Raw genomic sequence first — 16,614 nt, forward strand, 5'->3', positions numbered from 1 at the left:
GCCGTGCAACAATTTGCTGAACTGGTACAATTATTAAGCAACAGCACCAAAACCAACGAGAAGCTGGGGGCGCTGAGCCAATACTTTGCCACAGCGCCGGATAAAGATAAAACATGGGTACTGGCGCTGTTTTCTGGACGCCGGCCCAAACGGACAGTCAACAGCACACAGCTGAAAACCTGGTGCATGCAGGCCACCGGGCTATCCGACTGGCTTTTTGAAGAATGTTATCACACCGTAGGCGACCTCGCAGAAACCATTGCACTATTGCTGCCGCCACGCACCACTCCCATAGCGGCTCCCCTGCATTACTGGCTGGAACAGCTGCAACAGCTGGAGAAAGCAACCGAAGAAACAAAACAGGCTTTTATTTTGCAGGCATGGGATGCACTCGATAACGGCGAGAGGTTTGTATTCAACAAGCTGATCACCGGCGGATTTCGTATAGGCGTGTCACAGAAAATGATGGTGAACGCCCTCGCCAAAACATACCACATTGAACCCGCCACCCTTTCACATATGATCAGCGGCAACTGGGATCCGCATAATGTAACGATCGAAGAACTCCTGCATCAGCATACAACCGGCGCAGATGCTTCCCGGCCCTATCCTTTTTACCTCGCTTATGCATTGGAAGGATTACCGGAAACACTGGGCACGGAAAAAGACTGGCAGGCGGAATGGAAGTGGGATGGTATCCGCGGACAGATCATCAAGCGGGAAGGACAACTATTTGTATGGTCGCGGGGAGAGGAACTGATCACTGAAAAATTTCCGGAGTTCACACCATTAACCGCAGCCTTACCGGATGGTACCGTACTGGACGGAGAAATACTCACCTTTGCCAATGGTTTGCCACTACCCTTTCAAACGCTGCAAACCAGGATAGGCCGCAAAAATGTGACCCGCAAACAACTCCAGGAAGCCCCGGTTATATTCCTGAGCTACGATCTACTGGAATGGGAAGGAACAGATATCCGCGAAAAAACACTGGCAGAGCGCCGCGCCCTGTTGGGAATACTCGTGCAAAATACACAAGCGCCCGTATTGCAGCTGTCGCCGGAAATTATTTTTGACAGCTGGGATCAACTAACGCAACTGCGGCTCCAATCACGCGATAAAGGCAGCGAAGGGCTTATGCTCAAAAAAAAGATAGCTCCCTACCAGGTTGGCCGTAAGCGCGGCGACTGGTGGAAGTGGAAGATAGACCCGCTGACTATAGATGCCGTAATGATATACGCGCAGAAAGGTCATGGCCGTCGTTCAAATTTATATACCGATTACACCTTCGCAGTAAAAGATGGCGAACAGCTGGTAGCCTTTACCAAAGCCTATTCCGGCCTGACGGATAAAGAAATTGCGGAAGTGGATAACTGGATCAAACGCCACTCTATTGAAAAATTTGGCCCCGTAAGAACCGTGCAGCCGGAGTTGGTATTTGAAATCGCCTTCGAAGGCATTGCTGAATCTAACCGCCACAAATCCGGCGTAGCACTACGTTTCCCCCGCATTAACCGGTGGAGGAAAGATAAACCGGTAGCTGAAATCAATACGTTAGAAGACCTGAAAGAACTATTGCGGGTGAACGGTCACAACACCAATGGTTGATTGACTACGGCGGTAAAACACCAGCAGCTGTATAATAGCTGCCAGCGCAATAATTGCCAGCATGGTTAGTCCCGCGCCATAACTGCTCCAGCCTTTCGTTGCCGCCAGCTGCATGATCAATCCTGTCAAAGACAGTCCCAGCCCGCTACCTAACGCATTGGCCGTACCGTTGATACCCGAAGCAAGCCCCTGTTGTGGCTCCGGCACCGACTGCACCGCCAGGATAGTTACGCACGGAAAAGTAATAGCCATACCAAATGAATTGATACAAGCTACTGCGCAAAAAATAAACAACAATGTATAATCCGTAAAGTAGCTGGCGATAAAAAAAAGTATACCACATCCCATAAAAGCATTTCCCAGCATGCCTGTTTTTACCACACCCAGTTTACCAAACAAGTGTGGCAATATAAATTTTGAAACAACACCTGATAAAATACTAAAGGGAAATAATAACAGGCCCGCCTGTGAAGACGTGAAATGCAGATCCTGCTGCAGGTATATGGTGAGCATAAAAATATAACTCAGAAAGATACTGCCAAGCATTACTGCTCCTATGTTCCCGGTGATCACCCCATGTAACCGGAACAGTTCGAAATCTACTAACGGTGACGGATGTACGCGTTCACGGCGTATAAAAAATATACCGGCTGCAAGGAACAACAATAACCACAGGCCATATTTCGTATAGTGGTGGGCGATATTACCGAGGTCGTGGATCAGCCATGCGGCCAGCATCATGAGGCCGGTAATCAATAATGCGCTGAGCAGGTTATGCGCAGGTTTCACCACGGCTTTTTCATCTGCCGGAATGTATACGATTGCCAGGATCACTGCCAGTCCTATTACCGGTACATTAATAAAAAATACCCATTGCCAGCCGAGATAATTGCTGATTAACCCGCCTATGGCAAGACCTGTGGCAAACCCGATTCCCGCAGTAGCGCCGAAAATTCCGAAGGCGCGGTTTCTTGCTACCGGTTCTTTAAATGTATTGGTGATAATAGCCATTGCAGCGGGAATAGCCAGCGCCACACCAGCGCCTTGCAGGGCCCTGCATACCAGCAACCAGGTGAAGTTCATGGAAAACCCGGCAGCCAGTGACGCTAACACAAAACAGCATGCGCCTGTTACAAATACTTTCTTTCTTCCTATGGTATCTGCCAGCCGGCCGCCGAGCAATACCAGTCCGGCGTAAAATAAAACATACACGGTTTGTACCCATTGAATAGCGGCTGCACCAAAATGAAAAAATGATTCCATCTGCGGAATCGCCATGTTGAGCACAGATACATCCAGTGCTTCAAAGAAGATAGCCATGCAGGCTACTGTTAATATGATTCGTTCCTTTTTCACGGCACAAACCTATTAAAACATCTCAAAAGGAATTTAATTCTTAAAAATTTGGAACAAAAGACTATTATCTAACAATAAATTAGATATTTGTTCCAAACACCTATCCTCATGGCAAGCAAAAAAGAAAATAATACGGATGATATACAATTGAACCTGGATGAGAAAGACCTGGGTATCCTGAAGTTATTACAGCAGGATGCAAAAATGACCATCCGGGATATTGCGCGTCAACTGAATCTCAGCACTACTCCCGTGTACGAACGCATCCGGAAAATGGAGCAGGCAGGCGTTATCAAACAATACGCAGCGATTGTGGATCCCAGGAAGATTAATAAGAGTCTCACTGTTTTATGTTACATCACCCTGAAAGAACATAATAAAAAGTGTGGGAAGAAATTCATCCAGGAAATACTCGGTTTCACGGAAGTAACGGAGTGCCTGAATATTTCCGGTGAGTTCGACTTCATGATCAAAGTGCAGGTAAAGGACATGGATGAGTACCGTGAATTTTATGTGAACAAGCTGGGTGAGTTAGATAATCTGAGTCATACACAAAGTATATTTGTAATTTCAGTGATTAAAGCTACGCACCAGGTAGTGTTTTAACGCCAATTATTTTCAATACCTATGTTCCGACTATACGCGTTACTGTGTGCAGGATGCTTTTTAATATCTGTTGCGGCTCAGGCCCAATCGCGGCTATTTTCCCATGCAATAGGCGGTGGCTTGTTTTCCTGCAATAACTTTCTCGGTGGCGGCATCGTATATTCTCCCCGTTTGAATATGATCTGTTTCTCCGACAGATCTACACTGTCGGCAGGCGCACACATTGGTGTTGGTACTTCTATCGGCGATAATTACAACAGCAATACCGGTGGTAACTCCACCAGCATCTTCATGGCAAATATACCATTCCTGTTAACCTGGAACTACGGCAATGCCGCCACCAAACAAGCTTTCACAAAGTGGGGCTTTTTTATGGGCGCAGGTTATGGATTTCATAATTCCACACGTAGCGTAGAATTTGTAGATGATGAAGAAGTAACCACCAACCAGGTGCATGTATCCGGAATAGCGCTGGGTGCAGGAATAAGACTACCCGTCAGCAATCATTCATTGGGTATCCGCTTTTCTTATCTCTTTAATAACAATCGATATAACCCCGACATTCCTGGCATTGCCGGTATTGGTATCGATTATAACATTGGTGTGCGGATCAGGGGCACAAGATAAAATGACATAGAAAAATCGCCACTTACTGTAACCTGTTATCTAACTGGTCCGTTTTAAATCTATGAAATACCTCTACCTGTCCCTGTTAATGTTTGTAACTATTACTGTTACCGCCCAAAAAAGATCTTTTCAATCTGCTGTTGGAATAGGTGGTCTTGGCGGCCATCACTACGGTGCATTCGCTTTTAGTTTTGAGCCAAGATTTAATTTTTATGAATTCTCTGAGAAAGAGAGTTTATCAATTGGCGCCTGCTTTGCAATGGGGCCTTCTTATTATGACTATAGTACTGACAAGGGATACGGAGGACCCGGGCCTATACAGCCAGGATGGATGGTAAATGTGCCCGTTACGGTTAATTATACTTTCGGCAATGCTGCCACTCCACGTAGCTATAAATATATGGGTTATTCCATTGGAGCAGGTTATGCTGCACATAATGGCCGGCGCGAGGTAGATCCCGGTCCTGGTATAGACACCACAGAAGTGCATGCGCATGGCCTGGTGCTGGATGGCAGGATCAATTTCCCGATGGGTAATTCTTCCTGGAGCCTTCAGTCTTCTTACATGTTTAATTTCAGTAACAATAATCCTGATGTCAAAGGCATCTTTAGCATGTCGTTGCTGTATAATATCGGCATCCGTATTCATCAGCACCGGGAGAGGCGTCATTATGAACACCCCAGGGAATATTACCACGAACTGGACCGTGAAATGAGGAAGAAAAAAAAGGAGGACCGGCGAAGAATTATGGCGCCACGGGGTTCATAAGATCAAATCCTGCGTGAAAATCGAGGTAGCCGGCAGCAGATTCCCCCGGATCAAAAACAACGACCATAAAGCATACGGGTTTCCTGCTACGTGAGTTAGCCGTTTCAAAAGCAATTCCCTGTTTCTTATCTTCATATACTACAATTTTCCTGGCTTTATTAGCGGATTCATAAGCCTGTGTTTTTTCAATACCAGGATACGCCTTTTTGATGGCAGCAATGGTGCTTCCTGGTCCTACGCCTTTATTGGTTCTGAACTTCGGCGAATTTACGCGGATCTGTTTTACATATTGCGTATCCTGTGTGCGCATAGCGGTGAATACCGCCAGCATATGCGATGAATCGATGCTGTTATCTTTCCTGCGGCTGTACCAGATCCGCCAGGCTTTCATCATAGCGGCATCGCCGCCGCCCGGTTTTCCTAATACTGACAGACTCTGGGCCGGGGCTTCAAGTTTTATTTGCCCGATAGACTTTCCAGGAGTGATTAGCCAGGCGCTCTTTTGGGCGAAGGCTGCGGAAGTAGCGGATAGGAGTGATAAGAAAATTATGAGGAGACGCATAGTTTTTGTTTGGGAGATGAGTTCAAAAATGCTGCCAGTATAGTAACGTATTGCTGAACAGAAAAGTTAAAATTATACCTAAAAAACTGCAACAATTATGTGACGTTAACACAAACGATGGTGTATATACTTTGAACATAAAAATCACAACTAATGGTCAAAATAAAAGCATCATTCGTAGCAGATATTAAGAGTCTGCTTTCCGCAACGAGACAGAAAGTATATGCAACTATTAATTCTGCAATGGTGGAAGCATACTGGAATATGGGCAAACGTATTTTCGAAGAAGAGCAACTGGGGAAAGAACGTGCAGATTATGGTACCTTTCTGATAAAGGAACTTGCTAGACATTTAACGAAGGAGTTTGGAAAAGGTTTTGATGAAAGAGAATTACGCCGTATACGTCAATTTTATCAATTATTCCCAATTCGGGACGCACTGCGTCCCGAATTGAGCTGGACTCATTATCGTATTATTTTACGCGTTGATAGTCCCACTGCCAGGCAATATTACCTTACAGAAACCGCAGAGCAATCCTGGAGTACCCGACAGTTGGAGCGCAATATCAATACCCTTTATTACGAACGGATACTATCAACCTCAAATAAAAGAGAAGCCTTATTGGCCGAGCAAAAAATGGAGAAAACAAAGCCGAATGATGTCATTAAAAATCCCTACGTTTTGGAGTTTCTGGGATTAGAATGGCCAACTGGATACTCAGAGAGTGAAATTGAGTCCGCAATTATTACCAACCTACAATCATTCTTACTCGAATTAGGTAAAGGTTTCTCATTTGTCGGGCGCCAATATCGCATTAAAACAGATACAAAAGTATTTTTCATAGATATGGTTTTCTATAACTATATTTTAAAATGCTTTGTATTAATTGACCTGAAAATAAAGGACCTGACACATCAGGATATTGGGCAGATGGATATGTATGTTCGGATGTTTGAAGATCTCAAAAAAACGGAAGGAGATAATCCTACTATTGGAATTATTCTCTGTGCCGAAAAGGACCAGGCCATAGTTAAGTATAGTATGCTTGAGGAAGGCAAACACCTTTTCGCAGCAAAGTACCGGCTTGTATTACCAACTGAAGAGGAACTGAAAAATGAACTTGAACGCGAAAAACAATTTATCCGCGAACAAATTGCCAACAAGCAACCAGCTTCCTAAAATCCATTTTTCGCGTACCTTTACCCCATGTTACTCAAATTTCCCAAAGACCAAAACGGGCAACAGATCCTCAAAGCAGGCAACACCCACTTCGCCATGTTAAAACAAAGGAGTAAGGCCGATAAACGCACCATATTCCTGACAGAAAACGTGATGATATTTGTATTGGCGGGACACAAACTATTGCATTTCGATCAGCATACCGTGAAAGTGGAAGCAGGTTCTATACTGCTGATGAAACGTGGATTTTATGTAATGTCCGACTACGTGAGGGAAGAAATACAATTTCAAAGTTTGCTGTTATATTTTTCAGATGAACAATTGCGCAGGTTCCTGCATAAATACAATTACGTAACACCTGTAAAAGCTGCTGCCACCAGTCATCTCACATTACCCATCACCCCGTTGCTGGAGGCTTTCTCGGAACATTATACGGCTTACTTTACGCAGGAGCCTTCCACTTTGGCGGCGTTATTATCTGTAAAACTATACGAAGTATTCCTGTTATTGCTGGCTACGCCGCAACATGCTGCTGTGCTTGCCTTTATGCAACAGATCGTATATGCACAGCCGCAGGATATTGCCTTTATTGTAAAGCAACACCTGTTTCAGCCCATTACACTTGCAGAAATGGCGAGGCTGTCCGGCCGCAGCCTGGCTTCCTTCAAGCGCGATTTTCAGCAGCAGTACCAGTCGTCACCCCGCCGGTGGATCAATGAGCAGCGACTGTCCTTCGCACACACCCTGTTGGAAACCACTACGCAGCAGGTGGCTGAAATAGCCATTGCATGCGGCTTTGAAAGCACCTCTCACTTCATCCGCATCTTCAAACAAACGTATGGCATTACACCCAATCATGTAAGAGCCAAAAAGGCTATCATCTGAGCTTTTCCCGTTACTGACCATAAGTATTCCGGGATAATTTTGCATCTGTAAAAAAGAAAAATATGCAAACATTATCTGAAAAGAACAAGGCAGTGGTAAAACGCTTCAATGAAGAATTCCTGGTAAAAGGCAACCTGCAGGCTTTTGAAGAAATAGTAGCGGCGGACTTTATTAACCATACCGCACCTGCCGGTAACAACGACCGCTATGCTACCCGCGATTTTATCTTACAGTTATTACATCCTGCGCTGCCGGATCTTCAGCTGGAAATTTTTGATATGATAGCAGAAGATGACAAAGTAGTAACCCATAAAGCATTTACAGGCACTTTCACCGCGCCCTTTATGGGACAGGCGCCCACAGGCAAAAAAGCAACCCTGCGTATTATTGATATCATACAGCTAAAAGAAGGGCAATACGTTGCTCACTGGTCTATCCGTGAAATGATCACCACCTGATTATTTGCTGAAATATGCTTATTTTAAGCGTATGAACCGCAAACACTTTTTGTCTGCTCTTATTACCACCGGCGCCGGGCTACCGGCGCTGCAAACACTTGCCGGCATTGGATTAGCCACACCTTCAGATAAGAAGGAACCGCTTGTACCTCCTTATCTCAAACCCGGTGACATCATTGGTATAACCTGCCCCGCAGGATATATCAACAGGGATGAGATCCAACCGGCAATCCGGATTATGGAAAGCTGGGGGTTTAATATTCGTATAGGCAAAACCGTGGGTGACCGCGACTACAGTTTCGGCGGTACCGACGCGGAAAGGCTGGCGGATTTACAGGCCATGCTGAACGATGATGATATCAAAGCCATCATGTGTGGCCGGGGTGGTTATGGTACTGCACGGATTGTTGATAAACTCGACTTCTCCCGCTTTCAGCGGAAACCCAAATGGGTGATTGGGTTCAGTGATGCCACCGTACTGCATTGCCACATTGGCCGGCACTTTGGCATAGCTTCCCTGCATTCAAAAATGTGCAACAGCTTCCCGGACGATTTCGGAAAAGCGGAACCTGTTATCCAGGATACCATCATGTCTATCTACCAGGCGCTTACAGGCAAAAAGATGCAGTACAGCGCTTTGCCGGATACCCGCAACCGGAAAGGGAAAGCAAGAGGTGTACTCACGGGTGGTAACCTCTCTATTATTCAAAGCATGTCGGGTACCAATTCCGAAATTGATACCAATGGAAAGATCCTGTTCCTGGAAGAAGTAGGCGAATATCCGTATAGTCTTGACCGTATGTTGGGCACCCTGCAGCGCTCACATAAACTCGATAACCTCGCAGGTCTTATCATTGGCGGGTTTAACCGGATCAAGCCCGATGATCCCGGTGAAGAATTTGGCAGAACCGTATACGATATGGTACTGGAAAAGGTGAAGGATTTTAATTTCCCGGTATGTTTTAATTTTCCCGTAGGACATCAGAAAAATAACTATGCCCTTAAATGCGGTATGATGCATAGCCTCTACGTAGGCGACGACACCGTTACGTTAAAGGAATAATTACTTCACAAGAAAAGTAATGATAAACAACACGGCCAGTACATACATGACCGGGCTGATACTTTTATATTGCCCGGTTAATACTTTCAGTAATACGTAAGACAACATACCAAACACAATCCCTTCTGCTATGCTATAGCTGTATGGCATCATCACGATAGCTAAAAATGCGGGAATGGCTTCTGTTACATCATTGAAGTTTATTTTGGTAACAGCTCCCATCATCAGCATACCTACAATGATCAAAGCGGGCGCTGTGGCCGCCTGAGGAATCATAGCGAAAACCGGGGCAAAAAACAGGGAGAGCAGGAACATAACGGCCACAGTAAGCGCAGTTAAACCGGTTTTTCCACCAGCAGCAATCCCACTGGCACTTTCTACATACGCCGTTACTACGCTGGTACCTAATAAACCCGCGGCAGTAGTGCCTACGGCATCGGCCATCAAAGCCTGTTTGGCGCGGGGTAAACGGCCTTTCTCATCCAGCAGTCCTGCTTTATTACAAAGACCTATCAGTGTTCCTACCGTATCAAACAGGTTTACCATCAGCAATGTGAACAGGATCATCACCATATCCAGGGTGAATATTTTATCGAATTGCAGCTTAAACGCTACCGGCGCCAGCGAAGGCGGCAGGCTTACCAGCTGGCCGTTGGCCGGCAAATGCGTAATGCCCAGCGGAATACCTACTACCGTGGCAGCCAGGATACCGATCAGCAATGCCGCATTCACATTCCGGTACATCAGCACTGCGCTGACGATCAGTCCTATCAACGCAATCAGGGGGCCGATGCTGGTAACATCGCCCATTTTCAGGATCACGCCATCCAGTTTTCCATCTCCCACATGATGCATACCCGTTTCAATGATGCCCGCGTTGGCCATACCTATCAATGCAATCAATAACCCGATACCCACCGAAATAGCATGCTTCAGGTTCTCCGGTATGCTGTTGATGATCGCCTCCCGGATCCTGAACATCGACAAAAAAATAAAAATAATGCCTTCCAGGAAAACGGCAGTAAGCGCAAACTGCCAGCTGTAGCCCATAGAGGAAACAATGGTGTAAGCGAAAAATGCATTCAGTCCCATTCCCGGCGCCACGCCGATAGGCAGCCTGGCATATAATGCCATCACCAGCGTGCCTATAGCAGCGGCCAGGGCGGTAGCGGTGATCAGCGCATTAAAATCCATTCCTGTGCGCGACAGGATACTTGGATTAACGGCCAGGATATACGCCATTGTGGAAAAGGTAGTTAACCCTGCCAGTACTTCTTTCTTAACAGTAGTGTGATGTTCGGAGAGCCGGAAAAATTTTGCGAGCATAATGCAAAAATAAGCGTTTCACGATTTATCATTTTATCCTAATTTCATTCCTATGCAACAACGTTCGGGTGGATGGAAAGTGATTAATAACTGGTTGGGCGAAAAAGAACTGAAGCCCTTCAAATTCCAGCAAGATGCCTGGAAAGCTTATCTGCAGGGCAAATCGGGGATCGTAAATGCGCCTACAGGTTTCGGAAAAACCTTTTCCCTGTTCCTGGGAGCCGTTATCGCCTGGATAGATGCCCACCCGAAAGATTATTCCCATAAAACAAAAAACGGTTTACAGCTATTGTGGATAACGCCATTGCGCGCGTTGGCCAAAGACCTGGGCAGGGCGATGGAAAGCGCACTGCAGGAACTCAATGTTCCCTGGCAGGTGGGCATCCGCAGTGGCGACACACCTGTTGCAACGCGGGCGGCACAGAAAAAGCAGATGCCGGAAGTACTCATCATTACACCGGAAAGCCTGCACCTGCTGCTGGCACAAAAAGAATATCCCGCCGTGTTTAAACACCTGCACACCGTAGTGGTGGATGAGTGGCATGAGCTGATAGGTAGTAAACGCGGCGTAATGGTGGAACTGGGCCTCAGCCGGCTGAGAGGATTATGTAAAGACCGGCTGAAAGTATGGGGTATTTCCGCAACCATCGGCAACCTCGATGAAGCACTGGAAGTATTGCTGGGCCCCTATCATAGCGATGGCCTTATTATCCGCGCCAAACTGAAAAAGAATATCGCCCTGAAAAGTGTGATCCCCCATGAGATAGAAAATTATCCGTGGGCAGGACATCTTGGTATCAGAATGCTGCCGCAGGCATTACCCATTATCAACGACAGCCAAACCACGCTGATATTTACCAATACCCGGTCGCAGTCGGAGTTATGGTACCAGGCCCTTCTCCGTGAAGATCCCATGCTGGCGGGCGCGTTGGCCTTGCATCACGGTTCTATAGATATGGAGCTGCGTATATGGGTGGAAGAAGCGCTGCACAACGGTATCCTGAAGGCGGTGGTATGCACTGCCAGCCTGGATCTTGGCGTGGATTTCCGGCCGGTAGACAGCGTTATACAGGTGGGCAGTCCGAAAGGAGTGGCCCGTTTCCTGCAAAGGGCCGGCCGTAGCGGGCATCAACCCGGAGCCATCAGTAAAATTTTCTTCCTGCCTACCCACGCATTGGAACTGGTAGAAGCCGCCGCGCTGAAAGCCGCTATGGAACAGGATCTTATAGAAAGCCGGATGCCAGTGTTACTCGCTTACGATGTATTATTGCAATACCTGATGACGCTGGCAGTATCCGATGGCTTTCATGCCCATGAAATATGGGAAGAAGTACGCCATACCTTTTGCTATCAGCATATTACGGAAGATGACTGGCAGTGGCTCCTCTCCTTCCTCACTACCGGCGGCGAAGCGCTGGGCAGTTATGATGAATTCAAAAAAGTAGAACGGGAAGGGAATTTCTACATCTGCCGCAGCCGGATGATGGCAATGCGGCACCGTTTACATATAGGCACTATCGTGAGTGACGCCATGCTCAAAGTAAAGTTCATGAGTGGTGGCTATATCGGTGTAATCGAAGAAGGTTTTATTTCCCGCCTGTCGCCCGGCGACTCCTTTACACTGGCGGGGCGCAACCTGGAATTTATCCTCATTAAGGATATGACAGTACTGGTCCGCAAATCAAATTCCAAAAGATCAATTGTGCCCAGCTACCAGGGCGGCCGTATTCCCCTCTCTTCCAACCTGGGACGCATGCTGCGCGAAAAATTCAATGAAGCCCTGTCGGGGAACACAAAAGACCCGGAGCTGATTGCTTTACAGCCGCTGTTCAACCTGCAGGAAGAACTGTCGCATATTCCAAAGGCCAATGAGCTGCTGATTGAACAGATAACCACCAAAGACGGTTATCATCTTTTCGTATATCCTTTTGAAGGACGGCTGGTACATGAAGTAATGGCAGCGCTGCTGGCCTACCGGATCAGCCGTATCCAGCCCATTACTTTTTCCATCGCCATGAATGACTATGGCTTCGAGTTGTTATCTGACCAGCCTATTCCGCTGACAACCGAAAACGCCAAACAGCTTTTTTCTACCGAAAACCTGCTCGTGGAACTGCAAACCAGTGTTAACTCCACCGAAATGGCCCGGCGAAAATTCCGCGACATTGCGGTGATAGCCGGTTTGATATTCCAGGGTTATCCCGGTAAACACAAGGCTAACCGTCACCTGCAATCCTCTGCCTCGCTGTTGTTTAACGTGTTCAAAGACTACGACCCGCAAAACCTGCTGCTGAAGCAGGCTTTCAACGAAGCCTTTTTTTACCAGATGGAAGAAGCTCGTTTAAGGGAAACGCTGGAGCGCATCGCAGTAAGCAGGATCGTGATCACCACCCCACAAAAGCTCACCCCCTTCTGCTTCCCGATTAAGGTGGACAGTTTGCGCGATACCATGACCAGCGAAAAGCTGGAAGACCGGATCAAAAAATTGATCACGGTGAACGGTTAAGAAATCTCTAATTTGCACCTCATTAAAAAACAGTTGATTCAGTGGTCGCGGAAATATTTCACTTTCAGGAGCAGCATTGGCATTTATCACCCCAGCGGGCGATTTTCTGGGAAGAAGAGAAAGCGCTGATCCTTTCAGATCTGCATCTGGGGAAAGCGGCTCATTTTCGCAAGGCAGGGATTGCCGTGCCGGCGGGCATTGTACAGGAAGACCTGTTCCGGCTGCAACAGCTGATCACGCAGTTCCTGCCCGAGAGGATCATTATAGTGGGAGACATGTTCCATAGCCGGGAGAACAACGAAGTGCATTATTTCAAATTATGGCGGCAGCAATTTTCCCGGATCTCCTTTGACCTGGTGAAAGGCAATCATGATATTATGCCAGATGCCGTGTACGAGGAACTGCAGATCAATGTACATCCTGCGCTTACTTTGCGTAACATTCATTTTATCCATGAGCCTTGTGAAGATAACAATGGCTTCGCCTATACTTTTTCCGGACACCTGCACCCGGCTTTCGTAATGCATGGAGCCGGCAGGCAACGGCTGCGTTTACCCTGTTTCTATTTTGGCCGGCATTGCGGCATTTTACCCGCATTCGGCCACTTTACCGGTTCGGCCAGCCTCGACCCCGAAGAAATGGATCCAGTGTTTGTTATAGCCGGAAAAACGATTATACGCGCACAATGAAAATTGCCAGTCACGATATATACACCCATCCTTTGCCCGCCGACCATCGCTTCCCGATGCTCAAGTACGAGCTGATACCGGCCCAGCTGCTGCGGGAAGGCGTTATTACCCCTGCACAATTATTTGCCCCTGCGCCGGCTACGGAAGAAACTATTCTTTTAACACATACCGCTGAGTACTGGCATAAGCTGAGGGATCAGACACTGGAGCCACGCGAACAGCGGAAAATTGGCTTCCCCCAATCTCCTGCGCTTACCTTACGGGAAATAGTGATTACGCAGGGCACCATAGACATTTCGCTTCATGCACTCGATCATGGTATTGGTTTTAATGTGGCTGGCGGCACCCACCACGCTTTTGCCGATCATGGGGAAGGTTTCTGCCTGCTCAACGATTTTGCAGTAGCCGCCAATTACCTGCTGCACCGGCAACGGATCAAACAGGCGCTGGTGATAGACCTCGACGTGCACCAGGGCAATGGCACCGCGGCGCTGTTTGCCGGTAACCCGCATGTATATACGTTTAGCATGCATGGCGCGCACAATTACCCTTTTCATAAAGAAACATCCGACTGGGATATTCCCCTGGCGGATGGTATGGATAACGGCACATACCTGCAATTACTGGAAGAAGCCTTGCCGGTGCTGATTAACCGGGTAAAACCAGACCTCGTTTTTTATCTTTCGGGAGTGGATATCCTGGAAACGGATAAGTTCGGGAAGCTGAAAGTAACGCAACAGGGCTGCCTGGAGCGGGATGAAATGGTTTTTCATTCGCTGAAAAAACATCACATCCCCTGCGCGGTGGCCATGGGAGGAGGCTATTCCACCCATATCCGCGATATTGTAAATGCGCACTGCAATACTTTTAAGGCAGGCATCCGTATTTACGGCTAAATAATTTTCCCGTCTTTCATCACCAGCTGGCGGTCGCTCATAGGCGCCAGTTCTTCATTGTGCGTAACAATGATAAAGGTTTGCTTCAGTTTATCGCGCAGCTCCATGAAAAGATGGTGCAGTTCCCGGGCGTTGCGGGAGTCGAGGTTACCGGTTGGTTCATCGGCCATTACCACGTCCGGATCATTGATGAGGGCGCGTGCCACAGCCACCCTTTGCTGTTCTCCGCCGGAGAGGGCGTTGGGTTTATGCTCCAGCCGGTCTTTCAGCCCAAGCGTTTCCAGCAGGAAAACGGCTTTTTCTTTTACCTGGCTTTTGCGGGTGCCGGCAATATAGCCGGGAATACAAACATTTTCAAGGGCAGTGAATTCCGGCAGCAGGTGATGAAACTGGAAAATAAAGCCAATATGACGGTTCCTGAAATCGGCCAGGGTGTTTCCCTTTAAACCGGTCAGATTGACATCATTGAGCCATACTTCGCCGGCAGTGGGCGTATCGAGGGTTCCGAGAATGTGCAGCAAGGTACTCTTGCCGGCTCCGGAGGAACCTACGATGGTTACAATCTCTCCCTTACTGACAGTAATGTCTACCCCTTTTAATATGGGTAAATTGGAATAATTTTTGGTAACATTGCGAGCGGTTAGCATAACCCAAAGAAAAGTAATTAACCGATAAAATAGTAAAAGTTGTTTATTTCAAATTAAATAATACTTTTGCGAAAAATTAAAAAGTAAAAATTTTAATAAGATGTACTGGACATTAGAATTAGCTTCATACCTGGAGGACGCTCCATGGCCAGCTACTAAAGACGAACTTATCGACTACGCCATTCGCTCCGGTGCACCGATCGAAGTAATCGAGAACCTTCAGGAGCTGGAGGATGAGGGGGAAATTTATGAGGGGATTGAAGATATTTGGTCTGATTATCCGTCGCAGGATGACTTCTTCTTTAATGAAGATGAATATTAGCCAGTATCGCTGACCGTACTCCCGTTCAACTATGACAAATAATTACTAAGCCGCTCCTGATAAGGAAGCGGCTTTTATTTTGGTATTTCGGAGATCCGGCGATGTTGCAGAGATGAACCTCTCATATCTGCAACATCGCCAGGCTCCATAAATGACTGATCTATTTTTCCATCTGGTCGATCACCGGTTTGGAAACACCAGTGAAGGAGAAACCTCCGTCGTGGAACAGGTTCTGCATGGTCACCATTTTGGTGAGGTCGGAGAACATGGCTACGGCGTAGTTAGCGCACTCGTCTGCAGTGGCATTACCCAGCGGGCTCATTTTCTCTGCATAGGACATAAAGCCATCGAAACCTTTTACGCCGCCACCAGCAGTGGTTTTAACAGGCGACTGGGAGATGGTGTTTACGCGTACTTTTTTGTGGGTACCGTAGTGATAACCGAAGCTGCGTGCAATTGATTCCAGCAGGGCTTTGGCATCAGCCATTTCACCATAGTCGGGGAATACACGCTGAGACGCGATATAAGACAATGCAATAACAGATGCCCATTCGTTCAACGCATCCAGCTTGTAAGCGGTTTGCAGAACACGGTGCAGAGACATCGCAGAGATATCAAATGTTTTGTGATTAAAATCGTAATCCAGGTCGGTATAGCTTCTGCCTTTACGGATGTTCATACCCATTGCTACGGAGTGGAGAACGAAGTCGATCTTACCACCAAAGTGCTCCATAGATTTGTTGAACAGGTTGGCCAGATCATCCATATTGGTAACATCAGCCGGAATAACAGGTGCTTTACAGGTTTCCGCCAGTTTGTTGATCTCACCCATACGCAGGGCAATAGGGGCATTGGTAAGCACAATTTCAGCGCCTTCTTCCACGCAACGCAGTGCAGTTCTCCAGGCAATAGATTTGTCGTCCAGTGCGCCAAAGATGATACCTTTCTTCCCTTTTAATAAGTTATGAGCCATTTGGTCAAAAATTAATTTCGGCAAAAATAGTCGTTATAGTTGAAAAAAAAAGCTGTTAGCTATCAGCGACCAGCATTTAGACGGTTACCCGTTAACTAAATGCAGCCTGCTAAAGGCTAACAGCTATAATGAGATAGCAGTT

At 47.0% G+C, this 16,614-nt stretch carries 17 protein-coding genes; 12 read left to right on the forward strand and 5 right to left on the reverse strand.

The genetic code is table 11. From position 1 onward, the window contains the following. Positions 1 to 3 precede the first annotated feature (3 nt). The gene (locus B5Z18_RS10465; RefSeq protein ID WP_079469297.1) at positions 4 to 1,608 is read left to right on the forward strand and encodes an ATP-dependent DNA ligase; all 1,605 of its coding nucleotides are present in this window, start codon (positions 4 to 6) and stop codon (positions 1,606 to 1,608) included. On the opposite strand, the gene B5Z18_RS10470 is transcribed toward B5Z18_RS10465, so the two are convergent. Then, a complete protein-coding gene (locus B5Z18_RS10470) occupies positions 1,573 to 2,964 on the reverse strand; it encodes an MFS transporter (protein ID WP_143313543.1) in 1,392 nt (463 codons plus the stop codon). The genes B5Z18_RS10465 and B5Z18_RS10470 overlap by 36 nt on opposite strands. Before the next feature lie 108 nt (positions 2,965 to 3,072). On the opposite strand from B5Z18_RS10470, the gene B5Z18_RS10475 reads away from it, so the two are divergent. From B5Z18_RS10475 to B5Z18_RS10485, 3 genes are all read left to right on the forward strand, one after another. Next, positions 3,073 to 3,570 carry an Lrp/AsnC family transcriptional regulator gene (locus tag B5Z18_RS10475; RefSeq protein ID WP_079469299.1) on the forward strand — a complete coding sequence of 166 codons (498 nt, stop codon included), beginning with the start codon at positions 3,073 to 3,075 and terminating at the stop codon, positions 3,568 to 3,570. Between the two features lie 21 nt (positions 3,571 to 3,591). Further along, a complete protein-coding gene (locus B5Z18_RS10480; RefSeq protein WP_143313544.1) occupies positions 3,592 to 4,197 on the forward strand; it encodes a hypothetical protein in 606 nt (201 codons plus the stop codon). A 61-nt stretch (positions 4,198 to 4,258) separates the two neighbouring features. Further along, positions 4,259 to 4,966 (forward strand): hypothetical protein, encoded by a 708-nt coding sequence (locus B5Z18_RS10485; protein WP_079469301.1) that lies wholly within the window; start codon positions 4,259 to 4,261, stop codon positions 4,964 to 4,966. Here B5Z18_RS10485 and B5Z18_RS10490 read toward each other — a convergent pair. Continuing rightward, positions 4,944 to 5,528, reverse strand: coding sequence for a hypothetical protein (locus tag B5Z18_RS10490; protein WP_079469302.1), 585 nt, complete (start codon positions 5,526 to 5,528; stop codon positions 4,944 to 4,946). The genes B5Z18_RS10485 and B5Z18_RS10490 overlap by 23 nt on opposite strands. A 153-nt stretch (positions 5,529 to 5,681) precedes the next feature. Here B5Z18_RS10490 and B5Z18_RS10495 point away from each other — a divergent pair, with 153 nt between their 5' ends. From B5Z18_RS10495 to B5Z18_RS10510, 4 genes are all read left to right on the forward strand, one after another. Next, the gene (locus tag B5Z18_RS10495) at positions 5,682 to 6,707 is read left to right on the forward strand and encodes a PDDEXK nuclease domain-containing protein (protein WP_079469303.1); all 1,026 of its coding nucleotides are present in this window, start codon (positions 5,682 to 5,684) and stop codon (positions 6,705 to 6,707) included. Positions 6,708 to 6,734: 27 nt separating this feature from the next. Beyond that, positions 6,735 to 7,592 (forward strand): AraC family transcriptional regulator, encoded by an 858-nt coding sequence (locus B5Z18_RS10500; RefSeq protein WP_079469304.1) that lies wholly within the window; start codon positions 6,735 to 6,737, stop codon positions 7,590 to 7,592. Between the two features lie 62 nt (positions 7,593 to 7,654). Continuing rightward, a complete protein-coding gene (locus B5Z18_RS10505; protein ID WP_079469305.1) occupies positions 7,655 to 8,050 on the forward strand; it encodes an ester cyclase in 396 nt (131 codons plus the stop codon). Between the two features lie 31 nt (positions 8,051 to 8,081). Further along, a complete protein-coding gene (locus B5Z18_RS10510; RefSeq protein ID WP_079470037.1) occupies positions 8,082 to 9,113 on the forward strand; it encodes a S66 peptidase family protein in 1,032 nt (343 codons plus the stop codon). Here B5Z18_RS10510 and B5Z18_RS10515 read toward each other — a convergent pair whose 3' ends face one another. Then, the gene (locus B5Z18_RS10515; protein WP_079469306.1) at positions 9,114 to 10,439 is read right to left on the reverse strand and encodes an NCS2 family permease; all 1,326 of its coding nucleotides are present in this window, start codon (positions 10,437 to 10,439) and stop codon (positions 9,114 to 9,116) included. A 52-nt stretch (positions 10,440 to 10,491) separates the two neighbouring features. Here B5Z18_RS10515 and B5Z18_RS10520 point away from each other — a divergent pair, with 52 nt between their 5' ends. Genes B5Z18_RS10520 through B5Z18_RS10530 form a run of 3 tightly spaced genes read left to right on the forward strand, consistent with a single transcriptional unit; the run spans position 10,492 to position 14,530 of the window. Further along, positions 10,492 to 12,945, forward strand: coding sequence for a ligase-associated DNA damage response DEXH box helicase (locus B5Z18_RS10520; RefSeq protein WP_079469307.1), 2,454 nt, complete (start codon positions 10,492 to 10,494; stop codon positions 12,943 to 12,945). A gap of 41 nt (positions 12,946 to 12,986) precedes the next feature. Continuing rightward, positions 12,987 to 13,634 (forward strand): ligase-associated DNA damage response endonuclease PdeM, encoded by a 648-nt coding sequence (pdeM, locus tag B5Z18_RS10525; protein ID WP_079469308.1) that lies wholly within the window; start codon positions 12,987 to 12,989, stop codon positions 13,632 to 13,634. Beyond that, a complete protein-coding gene (locus B5Z18_RS10530; RefSeq protein ID WP_079469309.1) occupies positions 13,631 to 14,530 on the forward strand; it encodes a histone deacetylase family protein in 900 nt (299 codons plus the stop codon). The genes pdeM and B5Z18_RS10530 overlap by 4 nt, the downstream gene beginning before the upstream one ends. On the opposite strand, the gene B5Z18_RS10535 is transcribed toward B5Z18_RS10530, so the two are convergent. Beyond that, on the reverse strand, positions 14,527 to 15,177 hold the full coding sequence (locus tag B5Z18_RS10535) for an ABC transporter ATP-binding protein (protein WP_079469310.1): 651 nt from the start codon (positions 15,175 to 15,177) through the stop codon (positions 14,527 to 14,529). The two genes, B5Z18_RS10530 and B5Z18_RS10535, sit on opposite strands and share 4 nt — an antisense overlap. Positions 15,178 to 15,277: 100 nt before the next feature. Here B5Z18_RS10535 and B5Z18_RS10540 point away from each other — a divergent pair, with 100 nt between their 5' ends. Next, the gene (locus B5Z18_RS10540) at positions 15,278 to 15,499 is read left to right on the forward strand and encodes a DUF2795 domain-containing protein (protein ID WP_012794455.1); all 222 of its coding nucleotides are present in this window, start codon (positions 15,278 to 15,280) and stop codon (positions 15,497 to 15,499) included. 160 nt (positions 15,500 to 15,659) lie between these two features. Here B5Z18_RS10540 and B5Z18_RS10545 read toward each other — a convergent pair whose 3' ends face one another. Continuing rightward, positions 15,660 to 16,472, reverse strand: coding sequence for an enoyl-ACP reductase FabI (locus B5Z18_RS10545; protein ID WP_079469311.1), 813 nt, complete (start codon positions 16,470 to 16,472; stop codon positions 15,660 to 15,662). Positions 16,473 to 16,614 lie beyond the last annotated feature (142 nt).

Source organism: Chitinophaga ginsengisegetis (assembly GCF_900168065.1).
Taxonomy (GTDB): Bacteria; Bacteroidota; Bacteroidia; order Chitinophagales; family Chitinophagaceae; genus Chitinophaga; species Chitinophaga ginsengisegetis.